Origin of the sequence: Streptomyces sp. NPDC002463 (assembly GCF_042889835.1) — a bacterium.
Classification (GTDB): Bacteria; Actinomycetota; Actinomycetes; order Streptomycetales; family Streptomycetaceae; genus Streptomyces; species Streptomyces nymphaeiformis.
Window position 1 is genome coordinate 191,865 of record NZ_JBIARL010000013.1, and the last position, 19,941, is coordinate 211,805.

14 protein-coding genes are annotated in these 19,941 nt (G+C 68.9%); 11 read left to right on the forward strand and 3 right to left on the reverse strand.

The window, feature by feature from the left end:
• Positions 1-101: 101 nt before the first annotated feature.
• Both ACFYX3_RS26065 and ACFYX3_RS26070 read right to left on the reverse strand, forming a co-directional pair.
• Positions 102-1,631, reverse strand: coding sequence for a UDP-N-acetylglucosamine 1-carboxyvinyltransferase (locus ACFYX3_RS26065; RefSeq protein ID WP_352024253.1), 1,530 nt, complete (start codon positions 1,629-1,631; stop codon positions 102-104).
• Between the two features lie 48 nt (positions 1,632-1,679).
• On the reverse strand, positions 1,680-2,039 hold the full coding sequence (locus ACFYX3_RS26070) for a VOC family protein (RefSeq protein WP_389017863.1): 360 nt from the start codon (positions 2,037-2,039) through the stop codon (positions 1,680-1,682).
• Between the two features lie 260 nt (positions 2,040-2,299).
• Here ACFYX3_RS26070 and acnA point away from each other — a divergent pair, with 260 nt between their 5' ends.
• Positions 2,300-5,020, forward strand: a complete 2,721-nt coding sequence (gene acnA / locus ACFYX3_RS26075; RefSeq protein WP_389017866.1) for an aconitate hydratase AcnA — start codon at positions 2,300-2,302, stop codon at positions 5,018-5,020.
• Positions 5,021-5,098: 78 nt separating this feature from the next.
• On the opposite strand, the gene ACFYX3_RS26080 is transcribed toward acnA, so the two are convergent.
• Positions 5,099-6,013 (reverse strand): FG-GAP repeat domain-containing protein, encoded by a 915-nt coding sequence (locus tag ACFYX3_RS26080; RefSeq protein WP_389017869.1) that lies wholly within the window; start codon positions 6,011-6,013, stop codon positions 5,099-5,101.
• A 531-nt stretch (positions 6,014-6,544) separates the two neighbouring features.
• Here ACFYX3_RS26080 and ngcE point away from each other — a divergent pair.
• From ngcE to ACFYX3_RS26130, 10 genes are all read left to right on the forward strand, one after another.
• Complete coding sequence (ngcE, locus tag ACFYX3_RS26085; RefSeq protein ID WP_352024257.1) at positions 6,545-7,990, forward strand: N-acetylglucosamine/diacetylchitobiose ABC transporter substrate-binding protein; 1,446 nt, start codon at positions 6,545-6,547, stop codon at positions 7,988-7,990.
• Positions 7,991-8,108: 118 nt separating this feature from the next.
• On the forward strand, positions 8,109-9,038 hold the full coding sequence (locus ACFYX3_RS26090; RefSeq protein ID WP_389017873.1) for a carbohydrate ABC transporter permease: 930 nt from the start codon (positions 8,109-8,111) through the stop codon (positions 9,036-9,038).
• A complete protein-coding gene (locus tag ACFYX3_RS26095) occupies positions 9,038-9,976 on the forward strand; it encodes a carbohydrate ABC transporter permease (RefSeq protein ID WP_389017876.1) in 939 nt (312 codons plus the stop codon). Before ACFYX3_RS26090 ends, ACFYX3_RS26095 begins: the two co-directional genes overlap by 1 nt.
• A gap of 162 nt (positions 9,977-10,138) precedes the next feature.
• The gene (locus tag ACFYX3_RS26100) at positions 10,139-11,350 is read left to right on the forward strand and encodes an ROK family protein (protein ID WP_376594349.1); all 1,212 of its coding nucleotides are present in this window, start codon (positions 10,139-10,141) and stop codon (positions 11,348-11,350) included.
• Positions 11,351-11,472: 122 nt separating this feature from the next.
• Positions 11,473-12,537 carry a sugar ABC transporter substrate-binding protein gene (locus tag ACFYX3_RS26105; RefSeq protein ID WP_389017880.1) on the forward strand — a complete coding sequence of 355 codons (1,065 nt, stop codon included), beginning with the start codon at positions 11,473-11,475 and terminating at the stop codon, positions 12,535-12,537.
• A gap of 274 nt (positions 12,538-12,811) precedes the next feature.
• Entirely contained in the window at positions 12,812-13,600 is a 789-nt protein-coding gene (locus tag ACFYX3_RS26110; protein ID WP_167352215.1) for an ATP-binding cassette domain-containing protein, read from the forward strand.
• The gene (locus tag ACFYX3_RS26115) at positions 13,597-14,892 is read left to right on the forward strand and encodes a sugar ABC transporter permease (protein WP_389017884.1); all 1,296 of its coding nucleotides are present in this window, start codon (positions 13,597-13,599) and stop codon (positions 14,890-14,892) included. The genes ACFYX3_RS26110 and ACFYX3_RS26115 overlap by 4 nt, the downstream gene beginning before the upstream one ends.
• Before the next feature lie 223 nt (positions 14,893-15,115).
• A complete protein-coding gene (gene dxs / locus ACFYX3_RS26120) occupies positions 15,116-17,035 on the forward strand; it encodes a 1-deoxy-D-xylulose-5-phosphate synthase (protein WP_389017887.1) in 1,920 nt (639 codons plus the stop codon).
• Between the two features lie 178 nt (positions 17,036-17,213).
• The gene (locus ACFYX3_RS26125) at positions 17,214-18,692 is read left to right on the forward strand and encodes an amino acid permease (protein WP_389018104.1); all 1,479 of its coding nucleotides are present in this window, start codon (positions 17,214-17,216) and stop codon (positions 18,690-18,692) included.
• An 88-nt stretch (positions 18,693-18,780) separates the two neighbouring features.
• Positions 18,781-19,860 carry a hypothetical protein gene (locus ACFYX3_RS26130; RefSeq protein ID WP_389017890.1) on the forward strand — a complete coding sequence of 360 codons (1,080 nt, stop codon included), beginning with the start codon at positions 18,781-18,783 and terminating at the stop codon, positions 19,858-19,860.
• Positions 19,861-19,941 lie beyond the last annotated feature (81 nt).

The window sequence follows — 19,941 nt, forward strand, 5'->3', positions numbered from 1 at the left end:
TGGGCGAGCTGCGACACACCGTCAGCTCCACCACGTGTCACGCCTCTCCTGACTACCGTGTGCGGGCCGGGAGAGGCGTGACGATACGACGTCAGGACAGGTCAGATGTCCCGGAAGATCTCGATCTGCGCGCCGATCGAGTTCAGGCGCTCCGCCAGGTCCTCGTAGCCGCGGTTGATGACGTACACGTTGCGGAGGACCGAGGTGCCCTCCGCCGCCATCATCGCGAGGAGGACGACGACCGCCGGGCGCAGGGCCGGGGGGCACATCATCTCGGCGGCGCGCCAGCGGGTGGGGCCTTCGACCAGGACGCGGTGGGGGTCCAGGAGCTGGAGGCGGCCGCCGAGGCGGTTGAGGTCGGTGAGGTAGATGGCGCGGTTGTCGTAGACCCAGTCGTGGATGAGGGTCTTGCCCTGGGCCGTCGCCGCGATCGCCGCGAAGAAGGGGACGTTGTCGATGTTCAGGCCCGGGAACGGCATCGGGTGGATCTTGTCGATCGGCGCCTCCAGCTTGGAGGGGCGGACCGTGAGGTCGACGAGGCGGGTGCGGCCGTTGTCCGCCGCGTACTCCGCGGAGCGGTCGTGGTCGAGGCCCATCTCCTCCAGGACCGCGAGCTCGATCTCCATGAACTCGATCGGGACCCGGCGGATCGTCAGTTCCGATTCCGTGACGACCGCCGCGGCCAGGAGGCTCATCGCCTCGACCGGGTCCTCGGAGGGGGAGTAGTCGACGTCCACGTCGATCTGCGGCACGCCGTGCACGGTCAGGGTGGTGGTGCCGATGCCGTCGACCCGGACGCCGAGGGCCTCCAGGAAGAAGCAGAGGTCCTGGACCATGTAGTTGGAGGAGGCGTTGCGGATGACGGTCACGCCGTCGTGGCGGGCGGCCGCGAGGAGGGCGTTCTCCGTCACGGTGTCGCCGCGCTCGGTCAGGACGATCGGGCGGTCGGGGGAGACCGAGCGCTCGACCTGGGCGTGGTAGATGCCCTCGGTGGCCGTGACCTCCAGGCCGAAGCGGCGCAGCGCGATCATGTGCGGCTCGATCGTGCGCGTACCGAGGTCGCAGCCGCCGGCGTACGGCAGCTTGAAGCGGTCCATGCGGTGCAGCAGCGGGCCGAGGAACATGATGATCGAGCGGGTGCGGATCGCGGCCTCGGAGTCGATGGACTCCATGTCGAGCTCGGCCGGCGGGACGATCTCCAGGTCCACGCCGTCGTTGATCCAGCGGGTGCGGACGCCGACGGAGTTGAGGACCTCCAGGAGCCGGAAGACCTCCTCGATGCGGGCGACGCGGCGCAGGACGGTGCGGCCCTTGTTGAGGAGCGAGGCGCAGAGCAGCGCGACACAGGCGTTCTTGCTCGTCTTGACGTCGATGGCGCCGGAGAGGCGCCGGCGGCCGACGACCCGGAGGTGCATGGGGCCGGCGTAGCCGAGGGAGACGATCTCGCTGTCGAGGGCTTCGCCGATACGGGCGATCATCTCAAGGCTGATGTTCTGGTTGCCGCGCTCGATCCGGTTGACGGCGCTCTGGCTCGTGGCCAGTGCTTCGGCGAGCTGCGTCTGCGTCCAGCCACGGTGCTGCCGGGCGTCACGGATGAGCTTGCCGATGCGTACGAGGTAGTCGTCTGCCATGGCGTCAACTTATCTCAGATATGAGATGCGACCTGTCATCGGGGTGGGCTATGGGGGTGAAGCGCCGTGCGCAGTCGGGTGACTTGGCTGGTAGAGCGGGAGTTCGGTGCCGCTCGGCAGTCGTACCGCGGCGAGCAGGCCCCAGGCCTGCTCGGTGATGGCCCGTGAGATCTCCGCGCCCCGGTCCTCCAGGTCTGTCAGGGTTTGGGTGAGGTCGTCGCACATGAGGTAGACCTCGTGCCTGGGCTCGTCCGTCGTGGGGTGCACCGCGATCTCGGCGGGCGGCAGCTTGAAGATGAGCCAGCCGCCCCCGGCGTCCACGTGCTCGAAGCCGACGACGTCCTTGAAGAAGGCCCGGTCGGCTTCGGCGTCCCGGGTGTAGAGAATCACGTGCGCGCCGCTGAACATGATCCGATCGTCGGCCGGGGGGTCGCCTGCGGCAATCGGGCCGCGTCCGTATGGGGCGGCTGGGCGGCTTCGCCGCATGCCAGGCATGACCGGGAGGCGGTGATGTACTAGAGTTATCTCGACATCGAGATATCTGCCGAGGCGCACCGCTGCCGCCACCCTGGTAAGGGATACCTAACTTAGCCTTACCTTAGCGGATCGACGACGCGTACGTGGCGGCAGGATGTGGTGGAACGCGCACATATATGAAGGAGACTGTCGTGTCGGCGAACAGCTTCGACGCCCGCAGCACGCTGCGCGTGGGCGACGAGTCGTACGAGATCTTCAAGCTGGACAAGGTCGAGGGCTCCGCGCGCCTCCCTTACAGCCTGAAGGTCCTCCTGGAGAACCTGCTCCGCACCGAGGACGGCGCGAACATCACCGCCGACCACATCCGGGCCCTCGGCAACTGGGACTCGCAGGCCCAGCCGAGCCAGGAGATCCAGTTCACGCCGGCGCGCGTGATCATGCAGGACTTCACCGGTGTCCCCTGTGTCGTCGACCTCGCCACCATGCGCGAGGCCGTCGCGGCGCTCGGCGGCGACCCGGCGAAGATCAACCCGCTCTCCCCGGCCGAGATGGTCATCGACCACTCCGTCATCGCCGACAAGTTCGGCACCAACTCCGCCTTCGCCGAGAACGTGGAGCTGGAGTACGGCCGCAACAAGGAGCGCTACCAGTTCCTGCGCTGGGGCCAGACCGCGTTCGACGACTTCAAGGTCGTCCCGCCGGGCACCGGCATCGTCCACCAGGTGAACATCGAGCACCTGGCCCGTACGGTCATGGTCCGCAACGGCCAGGCGTACCCCGACACCCTCGTCGGCACCGACTCGCACACCACCATGGTCAACGGCCTCGGTGTGCTCGGCTGGGGCGTCGGCGGCATCGAGGCCGAGGCCGCCATGCTCGGCCAGCCGGTCTCCATGCTCATCCCGCGCGTCGTCGGCTTCAAGCTGACCGGCGAGCTCCCCACCGGCACCACCGCCACCGACCTGGTGCTGACCATCACCGAGATGCTGCGCAAGCACGGTGTCGTCGGCAAGTTCGTCGAGTTCTACGGTGAGGGCGTCGCCGCCACCTCCCTCGCGAACCGCGCCACCATCGGCAACATGTCGCCGGAGTTCGGCTCCACCGCCGCGGTCTTCCCGATCGACGGCGAGACCCTGAACTACCTCAAGCTCACCGGCCGCTCCGCGCAGCAGGTCGCGCTCGTCGAGGCGTACGCCAAGGAGCAGGGCCTCTGGCTCGACCCGACCGCCGAGCCCGACTTCTCCGAGAAGCTCGAGCTCGACCTCTCCACGGTCGTCCCGTCCATCGCCGGCCCGAAGCGCCCGCAGGACCGCATCGTCCTCGCGAACGCCGCCGAGCAGTTCAAGAGCGACGTCCTCAACTACGTCGACACCGCCGACGAGGCCGAGCTGGAGTCCTTCCCGGCCTCCGACGCCCCGGCCAACCACCCGAACGGTGGCGCCCCGTCGAACCCGGTCCAGGTGACCGCCCCCGACGGCACCACGTACACCCTCGACCACGGTGCGGTGACGGTCGCGGCCATCACCTCCTGCACCAACACGTCGAACCCGTACGTGATGGTCGCCGCCGCGCTCGTCGCGAAGAAGGCCGTCGAGAAGGGCCTGACCCGCAAGCCGTGGGTCAAGACCACCCTCGCCCCGGGCTCGAAGGTCGTCACCGACTACTTCGACAAGGCGGGCCTCACCCCGTACCTCGACAAGGTCGGCTTCAACCTCGTCGGCTACGGCTGCACCACCTGCATCGGCAACTCCGGCCCGCTGCCGGAGGAGGTCTCCAAGGCCGTCAACGAGCACGACCTGGCCGTGACCTCGGTGCTCTCGGGCAACCGCAACTTCGAGGGTCGCATCAACCCCGACGTCAAGATGAACTACCTGGCCTCCCCGCCGCTGGTCGTCGCGTACGCCATCGCGGGCTCCATGAAGGTGGACATCACCAAGGACGCCCTCGGCGTCGACCAGGACGGCAAGCCCGTCTACCTGGCCGACATCTGGCCGTCGGAGGCCGAGGTCAACGACGTCGTCGCCAACGCCATCGGCGAGGACATGTTCTCCAAGTCCTACCAGGACGTCTTCGCGGGCGACGCCCAGTGGCAGGCGCTGTCCATCCCGACCGGCAACACCTTCGAGTGGGACGCCGAGTCCACCTACGTCCGGAAGCCCCCGTACTTCGAGGGCATGACGATGGAGACCACCCCGGTCACCGACATCACGGGCGCCCGCGTGCTCGCGAAGCTCGGCGACTCGGTCACCACCGACCACATCTCCCCGGCCGGCGCCATCAAGGCCGACACCCCGGCCGGCAAGTACCTCACCGAGCACGGTGTGGAGCGTCGTGACTTCAACTCCTACGGCTCGCGCCGAGGCAACCACGAGGTCATGATCCGCGGCACCTTCGCCAACATCCGCCTGCGCAACCAGATCGCGCCGGGCACCGAGGGCGGCTACACCCGCGACTTCACCCAGGCCGACGCGCCGGTGTCGTTCATCTACGACGCCTCGCAGAACTACCAGGCCGCCGGCACCCCGCTGGTCATCCTGGGCGGCAAGGAGTACGGCTCCGGCTCGTCCCGCGACTGGGCCGCCAAGGGCACCGCGCTCCTCGGCGTCAAGGCCGTCATCACCGAGTCGTACGAGCGCATCCACCGCTCGAACCTCATCGGCATGGGCGTCCTCCCGCTCCAGTTCCCGGCCGGCCAGTCGGCCGACTCGCTCGGCCTGACCGGCGAGGAGACCTTCTCCATCACCGGCATCACCGAGCTGAACGAGGGCACGACCCCGAGCACGGTCAAGGTCACCACCGACACGGGCGTCGAGTTCGACGCGGTCGTCCGCATCGACACCCCCGGTGAGGCGGACTACTACCGCAACGGCGGCATCATGCAGTACGTGCTCCGCAACCTGATCCGCGGCTGACACCACAGGATCCGGTAGACGGAAAGGGCCCCGCTCCTCGGAAGAGGAGCGGGGCCCTTGCGCTGGGCGGGAGCCCGATCAGAACAGCTCGCGGAAGCTGTTCCAGCCGGACGTGCCGATCTTCACGCGGGCGCTGAGCGGCGCCGAGGCGTTGCCGGTGCCCTTGTACAGCCAGAGTTCGCCGGCGCTGTTGCGGGCGACGATGTCGGCCTTGCCGTCGAAGTTCAGGTCACCGGAGGAGGCCAGGGTGTTGTACGTGTTCCAGCCGGCGCCGATGCGGGTGCGGGAGGTGAAGGGCGCCTTGTAGTTGCCGGTGCCCTTGTACAGCCACAGCACGCCCGAGCCGTCACGGGCGACGATGTCGGGACGGCCGTCGCCGGTCAGGTCGCCCTTGCCGGCGATCTGGTTGTAGGCGTTCCAGCCACCGCCGACCTTGTAACGCGTGGTCAGCGCGCCGTTGCCGTAGCCGAGGTAGTGCCACAGCACGCCGGAGGTGTCGCGCGCGAGGATGTCGTCGGCCGCGCCGCCGCCCGTGTTGGAGGCGGAGACGATCTTGTTGTAGATGTTCCAGCCGCCGCCGAGGTCGCGGGGCGCGCCGGTGTCGACGAAGTTCAGGCGGCCGTTGCGGATGGCGTACCAGCCGTCGGAGTGGCCGTCGCCGTCCAGGTCGGCCTGGGCGAACTTGCTGTGGTAGTTCCAGCCCGTGCCGGAGTTGTCCGCGAGGCGCTGGATGGTGCCGCCACCGACCGGCTCGTAGGCCCAGACGGTCCCGGCGCTGTTGACGCCGAGGAGGTAGTTGACCGGCGCCGCGGCGGCGGTGGTGGTGGCCGCGAAGGCGCTCGCGTTCGAGGTCCGAGCGATGCCGGAGGAGACGGGCTGCGGCGCCTCGGCGGCGACCGCCGCCGTCGTGGTGCCGACCAGGGCGGCCGTTATCGCCGCGACCGTGACACGGGACAGGACGCCCGTGCGGTTCAGGCCAGAAGAGTTGGCCACGTGTACTCCAGATCCGTATGGAATAAGGCAGGTCCCGCCACGCGCCCCCCTGCGGGAGGCAAGGGGTGGGCGGGGTCTCTATGATCCCGGATCCTTCTCATCGAATCTTCACCAGGCAACGGGTTTGTGACACAACTGTTTCGATGTTCGATCATTTGTCCTTTTCGTCGGTTCCCTCCCTCGTGTCCGGACGCGAGGGACGTGAATCCCGGCCCCATGCCGCGACACTGACGTCATGTCAAGGGTGTTGTGCGGCGAATGGTTGGACGAAACGCCGCAGATCCAGCGTGCTTATCCCGGAGGTCTCAACTCGGGAAAGATGGTCGTGGAAACCTGGTTTCGATCTTGCTCCCGTGAAGGGAAGTGGACTATACCTGTCGGCGTCCAGCCAGTCGGAGCAATCCGGCGACGGCCCGACGCGTGCACGACCCGGCTGCAAATGACCGCGGTGGCGGGGCCCTTCGCCTGTGGCGAGTGAGTACGGGCGACCGGTACACCGCCTGAGTCCTGAATGAAGGCGAGGACTTGAGCATGGGATCCACCTCCGCACACAACGGTGAGGGCCTCGGCCGTCGCGATCTGATCAAGCGTTCCGCCGCTATCGGTCTGATCTCCGTACCGACCATGGGCTTCCTGTCCGCCTGCGCGAGCAGCGGTGACGGTGGTAACGAGAAGGTCGAGAAGGGCACGAAGTCCGACAAGAACCCGCTCGGGGTGAATGCGTCGGCCCCGCTCGATTTCGTCCTCTTCGACGGCGGATTCGGACAGCAGTACGCCAAGGACGCGATCAAGGTCTACGAGACGAATTACCCCAAGGCGAGCGTCAAGTTCACGCCGACCCAGAAGATCACCACCACGCTGCAGCCGCGCTTCAACGGCGGCACCCCGCCGGACCTCATCGACAACTCGGGCGCCGAGCAGATGGACATGGGCGTCCTCGTCGGCCAGAAGCAGCTGGCGGACCTCACCCCGCTGCTCGACGCGCCGTCCATCGACGACCCGAGCAAGAAGGTCCGCGACACCCTGCGGCCCGGCATCGTCGAGATGGGCCAGTTCGACGGCGACCCGGTGTGGATCATGTACTACGCCTACACGGTCTACGGTGTCTGGTACTCGCAGAAGCTGCTCGACTCCCTCGACGCGAAGTACCCCGAGACCTGGGACGAGATGCTGGCCGTCTGCGAGAAGGCCAAGAAGAAGGGCATCGCCGGCTGGACGTACGCCGGCAAGTACCCGTACTACGTCCCCTTCTCGCTCTACCCGATGATCGGCAAGGTCGGCGGCCGCGAGGTCCTCGACGCGATCGACAACCTGGAGCCGAAGGCCTGGGAGCACCCCGCCGTCAAGACCTGTTTCGAGGCGTACTACGAGCTGGTCAAGAAGGGCTACATCCTCAAGGGCACCCCCGGCCTCGACCACATCCAGTCGCAGACCGCCTGGACCGAGGGCAAGGCGCTGTTCATCCCGAACGGCTCCTGGGTCGAGAACGAGGCCGCGAAGACCATGCCGGCCGACTTCAACCTGGCCGTCTCCGCCCCGACCGGCATCGACTCCTCCGACAAGATGCCCTTCGGCACCATCTGGGCCTCCGGCGGCGAGCCCTTCATCGTCCCGGCGAAGGCGAAGAACCTGGAGGGCGGCCTGGAGCAGCTGCGCATCATGCTCAGCGAGGCCTCCTCCAAGAACTTCACCCAGTCCGTGAAGTCGCTGACCGCCTTCAACGGCGGCACCGACGGCATCGAGCTGACCCCGGGCCTCAAGTCCGGCGTCGCCGCCCTGGAGAAGGCCGGCCAGAACGTGGTCAACCCGCGCCTCCAGGACTGGTACGTCGCCCTCCAGAAGGAGAAGATCGGTGTCGCCGGCCTCGGCGAGATGATGGCCGGCCGCGCGACGCCGGCCGAGACGATCAAGAAGATCCAGAAGTACGCCGACGAGGCGGCCAAGGACTCCTCGATCAAGCACTACAAGCACCAGTGAGCAGTGCCGGGGCCCCTTCCCGCCGACCGGGAGCGGGCCCCGGCCCCATGGCGCGCGGCAGCAGCGGCGCGTGGCACCAGCGGCGCGCGTCTCCGCGGGAAGATCGGGGTCGGTAGGAATGCAACACGGCAAGTACCGTTTCATCGTGGGGTTCCTGGCGGCCCCCCTCGCGCTCTACGTGCTGTTCGTCATCTGGCCGTTCATCCAGTCCATCTACTACTCGTTCACGGACTGGACCGGACTGAGTCCCGAATTCGGGATGGTCGGATTCGACAACTACAGCAGGATGCTGGACGACGAGGTCTTCTGGAAATCGCTCCAGCACAGTCTGACCTTCGCGGTGGTGCTGCCGCTGGTGACCGTGGGACTCGCGCTTTTCTTCGCCTTCATGCTCAATGTCGGCGGTCGGCGCCGCAGGGGCGCGGCGATCGCGGGCGTGCGCGGTTCCTCGTTCTACAAGATCGTCTATTTCTTCCCTCAGGTGCTGTCGATCGCGATCGTCGCGCTGCTCTTCCAGTTCGCGTACAACCCGAACAGCGGAGCCATCAATTCCGTATTGAAGGGCGTCGGCCTCGGCTCCGTCCAGCCGGACTGGCTCGGTGATCCGGACCTCGCCCTCATCTGCGTGATGGTCGTCCTCGTCTGGTCCACCGTCGGATTCTTCGTCGTCCTCTTCTCGGCCGGCATGGCGTCCATTCCGAGGGACTTCTACGAGGCGGCCCTGCTCGACGGCGCGAACCGCTTCACCACCTTCTTCAAGATCACCATGCCGCTGCTCTGGGACACCGTGCAGTCCGGCTGGATCTACATGGGCATCCTCGCGCTCGGCGCGGAATCCTTCGCCGTCGTCCAGATCATGACCGTCGGCCCCAACGGCGGCGGACCCGACTTCTCCACCGTCGTCCTTCCGCTGTACGTGTACCAGAAGGCGTTCCGGGACGGTCAGGCCGCCTACGCAACGACCATCGGTGTCGCGCTCCTCGTCGTCACGCTGGCCTTCGCGGCCGTCGTGATGAAGGTGGGCCGGCGCGAGCGGCTGGAGTTCTGATGAAGACGACCGACACTGCCACCACCGGCGTCGGGACCCCCGGCTCCCCGGCCGGCCCCGGCCCCACGGTCACCAAGATCGCGACGCCCGCCGCGCGCAGGACCGCCAAGGCCGAGGGCGCGACCCTCAACGTCTTCTCGCACGGCGTCCTGATCATCTGGGCGATCATGGTCGTCATGCCGCTGCTCTGGGCGGTCATGACCTCCTTCAAGGACGACAAGTCGATCTTCACCTCCCCGTGGTCGCTGCCCGACAAGCTGCACTTCGAGAACTGGTCGCGCGCCTGGACCCAGGCGCACATGAGCGACTACTTCCTGAACACCCTGCTGGTGGTCGGCGGCTCGCTCGTCGGCACGCTGCTCCTCGGCTCGATGGCGGCCTACGTCCTGGCCCGCTTCGACTTCCCGGGCAACCGCTTCATCTACTTCCTCTTCATCGGAGGGATGAGCTTCCCGGTCATCCTGGCGCTCGTGCCGCTCTTCTACGTGCTCCAGAACATGGCCCTGCTCAACACGCTGCACGGCCTGATCCTGGTCTACATCGCGTACTCGCTGCCGTTCACCGTCTTCTTCCTCACGGCCTTCTTCCGCACCCTGCCGACCTCGGTGGCGGAGGCGGCCTTCGTGGACGGGGCCTCGCACACCCGGACCTTCTTCCAGGTGATGCTGCCGATGGCCAGGCCCGGCCTCATCAGCGTCGGCATCTTCAACTTCCTCGGCCAGTGGAACCAGTACCTGCTGCCCACGGTGCTCAACACCGAGCCGGAGAAGAAGGTGCTCTCGCAGGGCCTCGTCCAGCTGGCCGTCAGCCAGGGCTACAAGGGTGACTGGTCCGGCCTCTTCGCCGGCCTCGTGATGGCGATGCTCCCGGTCCTCGCCGCGTACATCGTCTTCCAGCGGCAGGTGGTCGCGGGCCTCACCGCGGGCGCCGTGAAGTAGCCCCGCGGACCCTTCCTCCGGAGCCCCCGGCGCACCCGCGCCGGGGGCTCCGGACGTCGTGTGACACTCGCCGCCGGATACTCAAGGTCTTGACGGGGACCAAGCCGAAAGCGTCCCCTTAGAGTTCACATGTTGGAGAAAACGGTGGGAGTGAGAGAGTCGATGGAGACTCCGGGGTCGCAGACCTCTCTGCACAGGGCCAATCTCGAACGGGTCGTCCGGGCGGTACGCATGGCCGGCTCGCTCACCCAGGCGGAGATCGCCCGGGCGACGGGCCTCTCCGCCGCCACGGTCTCCAACATCGTCCGGGAGCTGAAGGACGGCGGCACCGTCGAGGTCACGCCCACCTCCGCGGGGGGCCGCAGGGCCCGCAGCGTCTCCCTCTCCGGCGACGCCGGCATCGTGATCGGCGTGGACTTCGGCCACACCCACCTCCGGGTCGCCGTCGGCAACCTCGCCCACCAGGTGCTCGCCGAGGAGGCCGAGCCGCTCGACGTGGACGCCTCCGCCGCCGAGGGCTTCGACCGCGCGGAACAGCTGGTCAAGCGGCTGATCCGGGCCACCGGCATCGGCTACGACAAGGTGATCGGCGTCGGCCTCGGCGTGCCGGGACCGATCGACGTCTCCTCCGGGACCCTCGGCTCGACCTCGATCCTGCCGGGCTGGAGCGGCATCAACCCGGCCGACGAGCTCTCCGGCCGGCTCGGCGTCCCCGTGCACGTCGACAACGACGCCAACCTCGGCGCGCTCGGCGAGCTCGTCTGGGGCAGCGGCCGGGGCGTCAAGGACCTGGCCTACATCAAGGTGGCCAGCGGCGTCGGCGCCGGACTCGTCATCGACGGGCGGGTCTACCGGGGGCCCGGAGGCACCGCCGGGGAGATCGGGCACATCACCCTGGACGAGTCCGGACCCGTCTGCCGCTGCGGCAACCGCGGCTGCCTCGAGACCTTCACCGCCGCGCGGTACGTGCTGCCGCTGCTCCAGCCGAGCCACGGCCCCGATCTGACGATGGAACGGGTCGTCCAGCTGGCCCGGGAGGGCGACCCCGGCTGCCGCCGGGTGATCGCCGACGTCGGACGGCACATCGGCAGCGGCATCGCCAACCTCTGCAACCTCCTCAACCCCAGCCGGGTGGTGCTCGGCGGCACCCTCGCCGAGGCCGGTGAGCTGGTCCTCGCGCCCATCAGGGACTCCGTCTCGCGGTACGCGATCCCCAGCGCCGCCCGGCAGCTCTCGCTGGCCCAGGGGGCCCTCGGCGGGCGCGCGGAGGTGCTCGGCGCCCTCGCTCTCGTGCTGAGCGAAATGGGCGATTCGACCCTGTTGGAGAGTGCGCTGCCCTCTGCGGCGCCGACCTCCCGTCTTGCCTTCACTTAGAGAACGAACACCACCGTTGTCATCTCGTTAAGAATTTACTTCTTGACGACAACGTTGCGGCCGAGTTGACTTCGTGGCACCTCGGCCGCACCGTCGCGGCCTCGTCAGGGAGGCAACCCCACATGAACGCAGTGACGCGTCGTGCCGTCATAGCCACGGCCGCGGTCTCGATGGCCCTCTCGCTCGCCGCCTGCGGCCAGGCCGGTGGCGACGACAGCGGTGACAAGGGCAGCTCGACCAAGATCGGCCTGCTCCTGCCGGAGAACAAGACCTCGCGCTACGAGGCCCTGGACAAGCCCCAGTTCGAGAAGGCCGTCAAGGCCGCCTGCTCCGACTGCGAGATCGTCTACAACAACGCCGTCTCCGACGTCGTGAAGCAGAAGCAGCAGTTCGACCAGCTCATCGCCGACGGCGTCAAGGTCATCGCGCTCGACCCGGTCGACGCCGCCAAGGCCGAGGGCTGGGTCAAGGACGCCAAGGCCAAGGGCGTCAAGGTCGTCGCGTACGACCGCGCCGTCCCGGGTGCCGACGCCTACGTCAGCCACGACAACAACAAGGTCGGCGAGCTCCAGGGCCAGGCCCTGCTGACCGCGCTCGGCGCGAAGGCCGCCACCGCCAACGTCGTGATGATCAACGGCGACGAGAAGGACCCGAACGCCGCCCTGTTCAAGAAGGGCGCCCACACCGCGCTCGACGGCAAGGTCGGCAAGATCGCCTACGAGGCCTCCGGCGAGTGGGACCCGAAGGTCGCGGGCGAGAAGATGTCCGCCGCGATCTCCTCGGTCGGCAAGGACAAGATCGGCGCCGTCTACTCGGCCAACGACGGCATGGCCGGCGGCATCATCACCTCCCTCGAGAACGCCGGCGTCAAGGGCATCCCGGTGGGCGGCCAGGACGCCGAGGTCGCGGGCGTCCAGCGCATCATCGCCGGCACCCAGACCTTCACCATCTACAAGTCGCCGCTCCAGCTGGCCCCCGAGGCCGCCAAGTTCGCGGTGAACCTGCTCAAGGGCAAGGACCTCGGCGCCCAGGGCGCGACCGACGGCGTCCCCTCCACGCTCTTCGCCCCGGTGGTGGTCGACAAGACCAACATCCAGACCACGGTCGTCAAGGACGGCATCTACAAGGTCGCCGACCTCTGCACGGCGGACCTCGCCGCCAAGTGCACCGCGCTGGGCATCAAGTAGCACCGCCCGAACCCGCCGGGCCCGTAGAGGCCCGGCGGCGCGGATCCGGCCCCAGCGCCCCCGAAGCGGGCGCCGCCGCCCCGAGTACAGAGGGTGAAGACCCCCGGTAACAAGGCGGCGTACGACGCCCGGATCCGTCCCCAGAGCCCGTCCGGCCCCCGGCCGACCCAGACCCCGCTGTCGGTCCGGGGGCCGGACGAGCCCAGCCCCCCTCGAAACTTCGGCGCCGCACGACGGCGCGACATGCCGTCGCCCCCCTCGGGCGGCGAAGGAGTTGGTTCACGTGTCCCAGACGCCCGTGCTGGCGTTGCGCGGGATCTTCAAGCGATTCGGAGCGGTCCAGGTCCTCTCCGGTGTCGATCTCGAAGTCCACGCAGGAGAGGTCGTCGCGCTCGTCGGCGACAACGGAGCGGGAAAGTCCACGCTGGTCAAGACGATCGCCGGCGTGCACCCCATCGACGAGGGCGTCATCGAGTGGGAGGGTGAGCGCGTCGAGATCCAGCGCCCGCACGACTCCCAGAACCTCGGTGTCGCGACCGTCTACCAGGATCTCGCGCTCTGCGACAACCTCGACGTCGTCGCCAACCTGTTCCTCGGCCGCGAGATCAAGAAGGGCGGCGTCCTCGACGAGGTCGCCATGGAGAAGCGGGCCAAGGACCTGCTCTCCACGCTCTCCATCCGCATCCCCAGCGTCCGCATCCCCGTCGCCGCCCTCTCCGGCGGTCAGCGGCAGGTCGTGGCCATCGCCCGCGCCCTGGTCGGCAACCCCAAGATCGTGATCCTGGACGAGCCCACCGCCGCGCTCGGCGTCGAGCAGACCGCGCAGGTCCTCGACCTGGTCGAGCGGCTGCGCGAGCAGGGCCTCGGCGTCATCCTCATCAGCCACAACATGGCCGACGTGAAGGCCGTCGCCGACACCGTGGCCGTGCTCCGCCTGGGCCGCAACAACGGCACCTTCCCGGTGGCCACCACCACGCACGAAGAGATCATCGCCGCGATCACCGGTGCCACGGACAACGCCGTGACCCGCCGTCAGGCCCGCAACGCGGAGGTAGCGAAGTGAGCACGACCCCCAGCACCTCCGAGGAGACCGTGCCCGAGCCCCGTACGGGCGAGGAGGCGCCGGCCGCCGCCGCGGTCCCCGCCGTCGACCCCCGCCTGCTCGTCCGCGAGCAGGGCTTCAAGGGGTACGTCGACGAGTTCAAGCGCAAGATCCGCTCGGGCGAGATCGGCTCGCTGCCCGTCGTCGTCGGCCTGATCGTCATCGGCATCGTCTTCCAGGCCCTCACCGGCAACTTCATCACCTCGTACAACCTCGACCAGATCACGCTGTACGCGGTCGGCCCCGGCATCATGGCCGTCGGCATCGTCTTCGTCCTGCTGCTCGGCGAGATCGACCTCGCCGTCGGCTCCGTGGCGGGTCTGGCCGGCTCGGTCTGGGGCGTGCTCGGCACCGACATGCCCGACGGCCTCGCCATCCTCCTCGGCATCCTGTCCGGCACCCTGATCGGCGCCTTCCACGGCGTGGTCTTCGCCAAGATCGGCGTGCCCGCCTTCGTCGTCACCCTCGCCGGCTTCCTCGGCTGGGCCGGACTGCAGACCTGGGTGATGGGCGACCGGTCGACCATCCCGACCCCGATCGGCAGCTTCGTCGAGGACCTCACCAAGTACTACTTCTCCGACGTCGCCGCCGCCTACGGCCTCGCCGTGGCCGTCATCGCCGGCTTCTACCTCGCCCAGCTGCGCGACTCCCGCCGCCGCAAGGCCGCCGAGCTGCCGCACCGCCCGCAGAGCGAGATCATCCTGCGCACCGCCGTCCTGGCGGTCCTCGTCCTCGTCGCCGCGTACGGCTTCAACCAGGAGAAGGGCCTGCCGCTCTCCCTGGTGATCTTCCTGGTGATCCTGCTCGCCACCGACTTCGTCCTGCGCCGCACCACGTACGGCCGCCAGGTCTTCGCGGTCGGCGGCGGCATCGAGGCCGCCCGCCGCGCCGGCATCAGCGTGGACTGGATCCGGATCTCGGTCTTCATGATCTCCGGCACGCTGGGCGCCGTCGGCGGTCTCTTCCTCGCCTCCGCGACCGGCGGCGCCGACCGCTCCCTCGGCGGCGGCAACCAGCTGATGATGTGCATCGCCGCCGCGGTCATCGGCGGCACGTCCCTGTTCGGCGGACGCGGCAAGGTCTGGTCGGCGCTCCTGGGCATCCTGGTCATCCAGTCGATCGTCCAGGGCCTCAACCAGATGAACCTGTCCTCGAACGCGATCCAGTACATGATCACCGGAGCGGTCCTGCTGATCGCCGTGATCATCGACTCGGTCTCCCGCCGCACGCAGAAGACCGCCGGCCGCGCGTAACACCCGTCACATCAGCCCGGCACCGGGAAACCGGTGCCGGGCTGCGGCGCGTCCGGAGCGGTACGCCCGACCAGCACGCGCACGCGTGCGGAGCCGTACAGATCAGCGGCTTGTCGGCCGTGCGGGTGACGCCTCACCCCATGGCCCGATGCCCACGATCCAAGACGGAACATTAGACTCGACAAATCGGCAAGCTCGACCAGCTCAAAGCAAGGAGGAACGGGTGGCTCTGCTGACCCGTATCAGGGGACCGCGAGATCTGGACCGGCTCTCCCCGGAGCAGCTGGACCAGCTGGCCGACGAGATCAGGACGTTCCTCGTGGACGCCGTCTCCAAGACCGGCGGGCACCTCGGCCCCAACCTCGGTGTGGTCGAGCTGACCATCGCCCTGCACCGGGTGTTCGACTCCCCGAAGGACAAGGTCCTCTGGGACACCGGCCACCAGAGCTACGTCCACAAGCTCCTCACCGGGCGCCAGGACTTCTCGAAGCTCAAGATGAAGGGCGGCCTGTCCGGCTACCCCTCGCAGGCCGAGTCCGAGCACGACGTCATCGAGAACTCGCACGCCTCCACCGTCCTCGGCTGGGCCGACGGCCTGGCCAAGGCGAACGAGGTCCTGAAGAAGGACGACCACGTCGTCGCGGTCATCGGCGACGGCGCCCTGACCGGCGGCATGGCCTGGGAGGCGCTGAACAACATCGCCGCCGCCAAGGACCGCCCGCTCGTCATCGTCGTCAACGACAACGAGCGCTCGTACGCGCCCACCATCGGCGGCCTCGCCAACCACCTGGCCACCCTGCGCACCACCGACGGCTACGAGCGCTTCCTCGCCCGCGGCAAGGACATCCTGGAGCGCACCCCGGTCGTCGGGAAGCCGCTCTACGAGACCCTGCACGGCGCCAAGAAGGGCCTCAAGGACTTCATCGCCCCACAGGGCATGTTCGAGGACCTCGGCCTGAAGTACGTCGGCCCCATCGACGGCCACGACATCGAGGCCCTGGAGTCCGCGCTCACGCGCGCCAAGCGCTTCGGCGGCCCGGTCATCGTCCACTGCCTCACCGAGAAGGGCCGCGGCTACCAGCCCGCCCTCCAGGACGAGGCGGACCGCTTCCACGCCGTCGGCAAGATCCACCCCGACACCGGCCTGCCCATCGCCTCCTCGGGCGCCGACTGGACCTCGGTCTTCGGCGAGGAGATGGTGGCGCTCGGCAAGGAGCGCGAGGACATCGTCGCCATCACGGCGGCCATGCTCCAGCCCGTCGGTCTCGACAAGTTCGCCAAGGCCTTCCCCGAGCGGGTCTTCGACGTCGGCATCGCCGAGCAGCACGGCGCGGTCTCCGCGGCCGGCCTCGCCACCGGCGGCCTCCACCCGGTCTTCGCGGTCTACGCGACCTTCCTCAACCGGGCCTTCGACCAGGTCCTGATGGACGTGGCCCTGCACAAGTGCGGCGTCACCTTCGTCCTGGACCGGGCCGGTGTCACCGGCACCGACGGCGCCTCCCACAACGGCATGTGGGACATGTCGATCCTCCAGGTCGTGCCCGGCCTGCGGCTCGCCGCCCCGCGCGACGCCGACCAGGTCCGCGCCCAGCTGCGCGAGGCCGTCGAGGTGACCGACGCCCCCACCGTGGTCCGCTTCTCCAAGGGCGCGGTCGGCCCCGCCGTCCCGGCCCTGCGCCGGGTCGGTGGCATGGACGTGCTCCGCGAGGCCGGCAGCGACGAGCCGGACGTCCTCCTGGTCTCCGTGGGCGCCCTGGCGCCCATGTGCCTGGAGATCGCCGACCTCCTGGACCGGCAGGGCATCTCCACCACGGTCGTCGACCCCCGCTGGGTCAAGCCCGTCGACGAGGCCCTCGCCCCGCTCGCCGAGCAGCACCGGGTCGTCGTCACCGTCGAGGACAACAGCCGCGTCGGCGGTGTCGGCTCCGCGGTCTCCCAGGCGCTGCGCGACGCCGGTGTGGACGTGCCGCTGCGTGACTTCGGCATCCCGCCGCGCTTCCTCGACCACGCCTCCCGCGGCGAGGTCCTGGCCGAGATCGGGCTGACCGCCCCGGACATCGCGCGCCAGGTCACCGGCCTGGTCTCGCGGCTCGACGGACGGTTCGAGAGCAGCGCCAAGGCCGTGGAGCCCGTGCGCGACTGACGGACCGCCGTCACCCGGCGTCACCTTTGGGCCGGTCGGCTCACTCTTCGGAGTGCCGACCGGCCCTTTCGCGTGCATTCTGACCCTATGGCGGGCAGCCCCATGGCAGGGCAGACGCCAGCGAGACGGCAGGGAGGTGGACGTGAGTACGGACCAGCAGCCACGCGCCAATACCGGAATGTTCCGTACCAAATCGGTCGAGCAGTCGATCCGTGACACGGAGGAGCCGGAGCACGCGCTCAAGAAGTCCCTGTCGGCCTGGGACCTGACGGTGTTCGGTGTCGGCGTCATCATCGGCACCGGCATCTTCGTCCTCACCGGCAAGGTGGCCAAGGAGAACGCGGGCCCGGCCACCGCCCTCGCCTTCGTCGCGGCCGGCATCGTCTGCGCCCTCGCCGCCCTGTGCTACGCCGAGTTCGCCTCGACGGTGCCGGTGGCGGGATCGGCGTACACCTTCGCGTACGCCTCGATCGGCGAGCTGCCCGCCTGGATCATCGGCTGGGACCTGGTCCTGGAGTTCGCCCTCGGCACGGCGGTGGTCGCCGTCGGCTGGTCCGGGTACGTCAGATCCCTGATGGACAACATCGGCTGGCACCTGCCGGCCTCGCTCGAAGGCCCGGACGCCGCGGGCGGCACCTTCGACATCCTGGCGTTCCTCCTCGTCCTCGTGCTGACCGCGGTCCTCGTCCTCGGCATGAAGCTCTCCGCGCGGATCACCGCGGTCGTCGTCGCGATCAAGGTGACCGTGGTGATGATCGTGATCGTCGCCGGTCTGTTCTTCATCGTCGGCGACAACTACCACCCCTTCATCCCGCCGGCCGTCACCCCGCCCGGCGGCGGCTCCGGCTGGACCGAGCCGATGGTCCAGTTGATCTTCGGCTACGAGCCGACGAACTTCGGCGTCATGGGCATCTTCACCGCCGCCTCCGTCGTCTTCTTCGCCTTCATCGGCTTCGACGTGGTGGCCACCGCCGCCGAGGAGACCAAGCTGCCGCAGCGGGACATGCCCCGGGGCATCCTCGGCTCGCTCTTCATCTGCACCGTGCTGTACGTGGCCGTCGCCCTCGTCGTCACCGGCATGCAGAAGTACACCGAGCTGTCCACCAGCGCCCCGCTCGCCGACGCCTTCAAGGCGGCGGGACACCCGTGGTACGCGGGCGTGATCAGCTTCGGCGCCGCCGTCGGCCTCACCACGGTCTGTCTGATCCTGCTCCTCGGCCAGACCCGCGTCTTCTTCGCGATGAGCCGCGACGGCCTGCTGCCGCGCTTCTTCTCCATCACGCACCCGAAGTTCAAGACCCCGTACCGGCCGACCATCCTGCTCGGCGGGATCATCGCCGTCGTCGCCGGCTTCACCAGCATCAACGAGCTCGCGACCCTGGTGAACATCGGTACCCTCTTCGCCTTCGTCATGGTCGCCATCGGCGTCATCATCCTCCGCCGCACCCGCCCCGACCTGCACCGGTCCTTCCGTACCCCCTGGGTGCCGGTCCTCCCGATCATCTCCGTCGCGGCCTCGGTCTGGCTCATGCTCAACCTGCCCGGGGAGACCTGGTTCCGGTTCGCCGTCTGGATGGTGATCGGCTTCTTCGTGTACTTCCTGTACGGGCGCCGTCACAGCCGGCTCGGACAGGTGGGACGGGACGCCCGGTACTGATCCCCGGGGGTCGGAGACCGTCCGGGAGGGCGACTAAAGTCGGTTCGTACCCGAACTCCTCCCGACGACCGGAGTGCTGGATCCCCCCATGGCGAATCGATCCCAGGCCACCGACGACCGTTCCCACGGACCCGCCGCCCCCGTGCTCCAGGGCGGCTGGCTGACCAGAGGGGAGGAGGGCCGGTTCAGCGCCTACCTGCCCCGGGACGGCGAGGTGGTGCGCTGGACCGAGGAGCCCCGCGGCGGATGGAGCGGCCCCGTCTCCCTCGGCGGCGACGGACTGACCTCCTTCCTCGCGGTCGGCCAGGGCGCCGACCGCTACGTCCACCTCGTCGGACTGCGGCCCACGGGCGGCGACGAGGGGCACGTCGAGCTGGTGCACGCCGTCCAGTTCCAGACGGGCCGCCCTGCGGCCCCCTGGCGCTCCCTGGGGCACTCCAACGGCAAGGGGCCCTGGATGGGCAACCCCGCGGTCGCCGTGGACGCCCAGGGCCGCGTCTACGCCTTCGTACGGAACGGGGGCGGCGGCATCAGCTGCCGCGCCCAGAAGGACGCGGGCGGCTGGCACCCCTGGTGGGACCTGAAGGGTTCGAGGACCGACCCCTCGCCGGTCGCCGTCACCAACGGCGTGGGCATGGTCGAGCTGTACACCTCGCACGCCACCGGCCTCGCCCGCTACGTGCAGCGCGAGGCGGGGGCGAAGCCGGTCCGCGAGGAGATCCTGCCCGCCTCCGTGACCATGGGCACCCTCGCGGCCGTGACCGGTCCCTCCGGGCACGTGACGCTCTTCTACCTCGACCAGGAGGGCCAGGTCACCGCCTGGTCGCCGGAGCGCTCCCTGGAGCCGACGCCGCTGGGCAAGGCGGCCGGCACCGGCCGACCGTCCGTCACCCGCTGCCTCATCGACGGCTTCGACTGCACGGTCCTCGCCCAGCAGTCCGAGGACGGCCGGCTCGCCCTCGCCGCCTATCCCAGCGAGCAGGAGTCGGCAGGCCTGAACTGGTCGGAGACGGGGGAGCGGCACGGCAGCCTGAACGCCGTGCTGACCCGCGGCCTCGACGGCGGCCTGGTCGCGATGACGGTGGCCGACGGGCGCACGCCGGTCACCACCCGTCAGAAGGTGGGCGCCGAAGGGCTGCTGCTCGAAGGATGGCGCTCCATAGGCTGAGGCCGGCCCGGCCCGGCCCGGCACGTGGGCGAAAGGCCTTGTCGCGGACGCGAAAGGCCTCGCCACGTACACGAGAAGGCC